Origin of the sequence: Alteromonas sp. 14N.309.X.WAT.G.H12, from assembly GCF_036697315.1 — a bacterium.
Lineage (GTDB): Bacteria > Pseudomonadota > Gammaproteobacteria > Enterobacterales > Alteromonadaceae > Alteromonas.
On sequence record NZ_JBAHZB010000148.1, the window covers coordinates 1,064 to 6,462 of the forward strand.

The 5,399-nt window shown below is 45.6% G+C and carries 5 protein-coding genes; 3 read left to right on the plus strand and 2 right to left on the minus strand.

All coding sequences use genetic code 11. The features are described 5' to 3' along the window. Positions 1-143: 143 nt before the first annotated feature. Entirely contained in the window at positions 144-599 is a 456-nt protein-coding gene (locus tag V5298_RS19175; protein ID WP_332933043.1) for a (2Fe-2S)-binding protein, read from the minus strand. Positions 600-873: 274 nt separating this feature from the next. On the opposite strand from V5298_RS19175, the gene V5298_RS19180 reads away from it, so the two are divergent. Further along, positions 874-2,556 carry an AMP-binding protein gene (locus tag V5298_RS19180; RefSeq protein WP_332933038.1) on the plus strand — a complete coding sequence of 561 codons (1,683 nt, stop codon included), beginning with the start codon at positions 874-876 and terminating at the stop codon, positions 2,554-2,556. Between the two features lie 94 nt (positions 2,557-2,650). Then, on the plus strand, positions 2,651-3,037 hold the full coding sequence (locus V5298_RS19185) for a hypothetical protein (protein ID WP_332933039.1): 387 nt from the start codon (positions 2,651-2,653) through the stop codon (positions 3,035-3,037). 6 nt (positions 3,038-3,043) lie between these two features. On the opposite strand, the gene V5298_RS19190 is transcribed toward V5298_RS19185, so the two are convergent. Continuing rightward, positions 3,044-3,703, minus strand: coding sequence for a dUTP diphosphatase (locus V5298_RS19190; protein WP_332933040.1), 660 nt, complete (start codon positions 3,701-3,703; stop codon positions 3,044-3,046). Between the two features lie 461 nt (positions 3,704-4,164). On the opposite strand from V5298_RS19190, the gene V5298_RS19195 reads away from it, so the two are divergent. Further along, positions 4,165-5,399 (plus strand): exodeoxyribonuclease V subunit gamma (locus V5298_RS19195; protein ID WP_332933041.1); only part of this gene is annotated, 1,235 nt, incomplete at its 3' end.

The window sequence follows — 5,399 nt, forward strand, 5'->3', positions numbered from 1 at the left end:
GCTGGGTGATAGCATTTCTGCGCAAGGGGTTTCGCTTTGTGCAGCAAAAACATGTTTGCCCGGCAATAAGGTAACGGCCAACGACAAACCGCTGGTGGATGCAGTGGCTTTTAAAAAAGTTCGGCGAGAGAGGGTGGTTTGATTCATGAGTTGCTCTCCGCCGCTTTTTTAATGGCTTTTCGAATGCGGGGATAAGTACCACATCGACAAATATTTCCAGACATGTTCTGGTCGATCTCAAGATCTGACGGAGCGGGGTTTTTGGCTAACAAAGATGCGGCCTGCATAATTTGTCCACTTTGACAGTAACCACATTGAGGAACGTTTTCTTCAGCCCATGAAATTTGTAGCGGGTGACTGTTTGTTTCATCCAGCCCTTCTATGGTGGTAATGGCTTTGCCATCAGTGGCCGCTATGGGTAAAACACAAGAGCGAGTGGCTTCTCCATTAATGTGTACCGTACATGCCCCACAAAGTGCCATACCACACCCATATTTTGTGCCTTTCATGTTCAATTCATCACGTAGAAACCAAAGTAGTGGCATCTGTGGGTCGCCATCGTACTGATGCTCTTTTCCATTCACCGTAATTTTCATGATATTGCTGCCTTTTTTCTGTCTACATCAGAAGGATTAATGATAAAGCGCAAGGATACTGCGGCGAGCGCATGTTTTTTCGTAATTGATTTGCTATGGTCACGAGAGTAACTATTTATTACCCTACATTAAATACGTAATTTTAGGTATTTAAAATCATCGATACGGGTGAACTTTGCTGTTTAAGTCCGTGTAAAAGCACAAAATTCCACAGCACAACGTGTGATTTTGGTGTTAAGCTTATTTTATAATTTTAATAAACGTGGAAGACGCATTGATGAAATTTCCCGTCGTGTCTGAAAACCAAGATGTTAATTATACGCCCTTAGCCATGCTCTACCATTGGGAAGACACTCGACCTGAGGATGTCTATCTTACCCAGCCTGTGGACGGACAATATAAAACCTATACGTTTGCCCAGGTCGCGGATATGGCCCGCCGCATTGCTGGGGCGTTGGCGAAGAGAAATATTAGCGCCGGTAGCCGAATTGGGATATTTGCTAAAAACTGTGCGGAGTGGTTTATTCTGGATCTGGGGATCATGATGGCCGGCCACGTTTCTGTTCCAGTTTTTGCCTCTGCTGGCGGCGAAACACTCAACTATGTAATACGTCACGCCGATATCAAACTGCTTTTTGTGGGTAAACTCGACAATCCCCCTTTGCAACTGCCCACAATCCCAGACTCGCTTCCTACTGTGGCGTTGCCATATCCAGGGATCCCGGCGCAAACCCAGTGGTCAGACTTTATTGATTGCGATCCCATTGCCTATTCACCGGATCGTGATTTCGATGACATCATGACCATTATTTATACATCGGGCAGTACGGGTGAACCTAAAGGGGTGGTACATAGTTTTCGTACCTTGTGCTGGGCCGCGGCCAATTCCCTTGAAAGCATTACATTTGGTCGCACTGACAGAATGATGAGCTATTTACCCCTCGCACATATTACCGAACGGGTACTGGTGGAAGTAGGCAGTTTTTATTCTGGAGGGCAGATCTTTTTTGTCGAATCACTCGATACGTTTCAGCGTGATGTACAGCATTGTCAGCCCACTGTATTTGTTTCTGTACCACGCTTATGGACCAAGTTTCAGCAGGGTATTCTGGCAAAAATGCCACAGAAAAAATTGTCGGTGTTACTGAAAATTCCATTTGTACGTGGCCGGGTACAAAAGAAAATAAAAGAAGGACTAGGATTGGCACAGGCTCGGTTGTTCGCCAGTGGCTCTGCCCCATTAGCGCCGCCGGTAATACACTGGTTTTATCGCGTTGGTATACCGATTTGTGAAGGCTGGGGAATGACCGAGAACTGCGCCTATGGCACGGCCTGTTTGCCTTTTAATAAAGAAAAAATTGGTAAGATTGGCAGGCCGTACAAGGGGGTAGACATTATCCTCAGTGACGAGCAGGAAATTTTAGTTAAATCGCCCTGCAACATGGTGTCGTATTATTTAGATCCTGCAAAAACTGCGGCGGCGTATAATGAAGATGGTTATTTACGCACCGGTGACAAAGGGGATATCGACGCTGAGGGTTATGTCCGTATCACTGGCAGACTTAAAGATATCTTTAAAACGGAAAAGGGAAAATACGTTACACCGGCTCCCATTGAAGGGCGGATTATGGAAAATGCTGCAATAGAGCAAGTGTGTGTGGTGGGTACCGGGTTGCCCCAACCTATTGCCCTTGTGGTACTTACCGAAGAAGCGAAAAAACAAGCAAAAAATGAGATGGAAACACGGCTAAGCAGCACATTGCAGGCAACCAATAGCTTGCTAGAAAGCCATCAAAAACTCGACCGGATGTTGGTCATCGATGAAGAGTGGACCATTGAAAATGACTTACTGACGCCAACGTTGAAGGTAAAACGCCATATTCTGGAGTCCCGTTATAAAGAGATTATTCTGGCAGACTATAGCCATACAGTAGAATGGGTGTCGGTGAAATCTCGCTAGCCGCCAATTAGTATGCTAGCTTATTAGTTATACCCATTGACGTTCAGAGGGTATGGACGTCGTCACTTGAACCCCTAAAGCAAGGAAAGCAAAAATGCGACAGTTATTCGCGCTAACCGCACTGATGTTTACGCTACCGACCATGGCTGATGTTGCCGCTTATCAGCAGGCCACAACGGCATTCTGCGAAAAGGTAAAAATGTGTATAACAGAGGAAGTGAAAAAAGAAACCGGTGGGGAAGTGCCCGCACAAATGCAGGAGATTATTGACGGCATGACCACACAAATGTGTGGCCAGTATATTCCTGATGAGATCATGGATAATGCCGCTCAGTATGCAGAAATGATTGAGGCTGGTACCGTGTGTCTAGAAGATTTATCTGCCATGCCTTGTGAGCAAATGAGCAGTGCTCAAGAGCCAGCATCGTGTACCGAAGCCCAGCGCATTGCCGATGAATTGGGCTTCGATAGCTCTTCTTAGCGTTTACTATTGGGCGTTGGCATACCGGGTAGCGAGCGCTTGATATACCTGTTCACTGTAGTCTGAGGCATTGATATCCAATGTCTCAAGCACGTCCACCAGATGCTCATTGTCTTCTTTATTTTGCCAAATTTTAATATAAGTGCCGTCTTTGTAACCATTATCTTGACGGAAAAAGTTAAGCACGTTTTTGCCCACATATTGACGAAATAGCTCATCGGTAGTCATTTCACACTGTTGAACAATATACATAAATAAGGGAACGCTAAAACGCTTGGCGGCACACAAGCCTGTCATCAGTTCCAGATTATCCAGTAGCGATTGTTTTTCTGGGTAGTAATTTTTATTGTCAAACTGTACCTGGGTTGTGGACTCGGCAAGTTGAGCCGATAACGCATTGGCGGTAGCTTGAATATCCCCTTTGTAATCAATGATGCTGGCGGAGAGGGCAAAGTGCCAGATATCGACTAATTCCATCTGCAACTGAGGTAAATCTCGTTGCTGTGCTTTCCACCATTTCCAGCCGTGATGCTCTATTGCCTCCACGGATTCCACCATTGCCGCACGAAGATACCCGTAGCCTGCCGTTAGCCATGAGGCATTTACCTTACAGTTCATTTTATTCTGAAGTGTCAGCATGGTCGCAAGCTGTTGTTGACTGAGCATATTCATTTTCCGTTTGTAAAATAGGGGGCGATTGTAGCGAAACCTGCCAAGAGAAGAAAGCACAAGACAATGATTCCTTGCTGTGCATTTTTATGGTGCGTCTGCACCAAAACGTCCAATTAAGGGCGGTGAGGGTGGGAAAGTAAATTGTGTAAATTGTTGATATTAAAGGTTATGTTCATTTGGCACGTAAGATGCCTAATAAAAATGTGTTATTTGTGCTTTCTCTTGGCGTTAACCCGCTTCGGTGCCAGGCAACGCCGCAAAACGGTTGTCATGAGTGAGCCCATAACCTTGCCCATACAGATTTTTCGTGTCCTGAGGTCTGTATGGGTTTTTTTTACCTCGTTTTTTTCTTACCTTCTTAAAATCATCAATTTTTGCAAACAAATCATGCCATGGTCATGGATGGAAAACTTAAGATCGCATAATATAGAAAAAAAGCGTTATTAGGGTGAACTTTGTTAGCGTTATATCCTTCAAATAAACTCGAGCATTTGAGTTATCTACTTGCCACGCTACTTAAGCAGCGTCCTTCTGAAGTATTTGAACCTCAGACCATCCTTGTTGAAAGTCCAGGCATGCAACACTGGCTTAATATGGCATTGGCCCGTGATCGTGGCGTCGCCATGAATCTGCACTATCCATTGCCTGTACGTTTTATGTGGGATACTGCACGGCGTATTTTAGGTGAGGATAGGGTACCCAGACAGTCACCTTATCGCCGGGAAGTCCTGGTTTGGCGCATAGATGGCATTATTCAAAGTGAGGCATTTTGTGGCCACTCGGTTTCAGAGCCGGTTTGTCGGTATTGGCAGAATATTGGCGATGAAACCCAGGCCAGCTTGCAGCGATTAGAGTTTTCCACCGCGTTAGCCGATGTGTACGAACAATATCTGTTGTACCGTCCTGAGTGGATCTTTGCGTGGGAAAACAATGAACTTGTTACGCAAAATCAGCAAGATGAAGCCTGGCAGGCGTTTATTTGGCGGGAATTGGTAAAACAAAACCCGGATCATCCAGCAAAACTGCATGCTGAAACCATCGAGCGGTTGGCAAATGATAGTAGTGCCCACAGCTTGCCTGACAATATTGTGGTGTTCGCCATCAATACCATGGCCCCCCAGTTGGTGGACTTTCTCGATGCCTTATCACAACATGCGGATATCCATCTGTTCCACTTAAACCCCAGCGTTAATTATTGGGGCGATGTAAAAAGTAACAAGGAACAAGCCAAGATGTTGCGCTCTGAAGGCATATCCCAGTGGCTTGATGCGGCCCAAGATAACCCGTTTTTAGGTAATTTAGGGCAACAGGGACGAGATTTATTTAACCTTCTTACGCCCTTACATTCATACGAAATTGCCGCATTTGATATTGAACCGCCCCAAGAGACTCCCCAAGGTGTGCAACTTTTGCATGCCATACAGCAAGATATTTTACATGCCCAGGCACCGGACAAACAATTTACGCATCATCCCGATGACAATTCCGTTACCGTTGTCAGTGCTCATACCCCCCTGCGGGAAGTGGAAGCCTTGCATGATCATCTGTTGCGTTTGCTTTCGTCCCATGCCAGAGACGATCTTAAACCGGCGGATATTGTGGTTATGTGCCCGGCAATTGAAAATTATGCCCCCTTTATTGATGCGGTTTTTCAGCGAGTGGGCACACCGGTTGAAGAAAGCAGCGATAC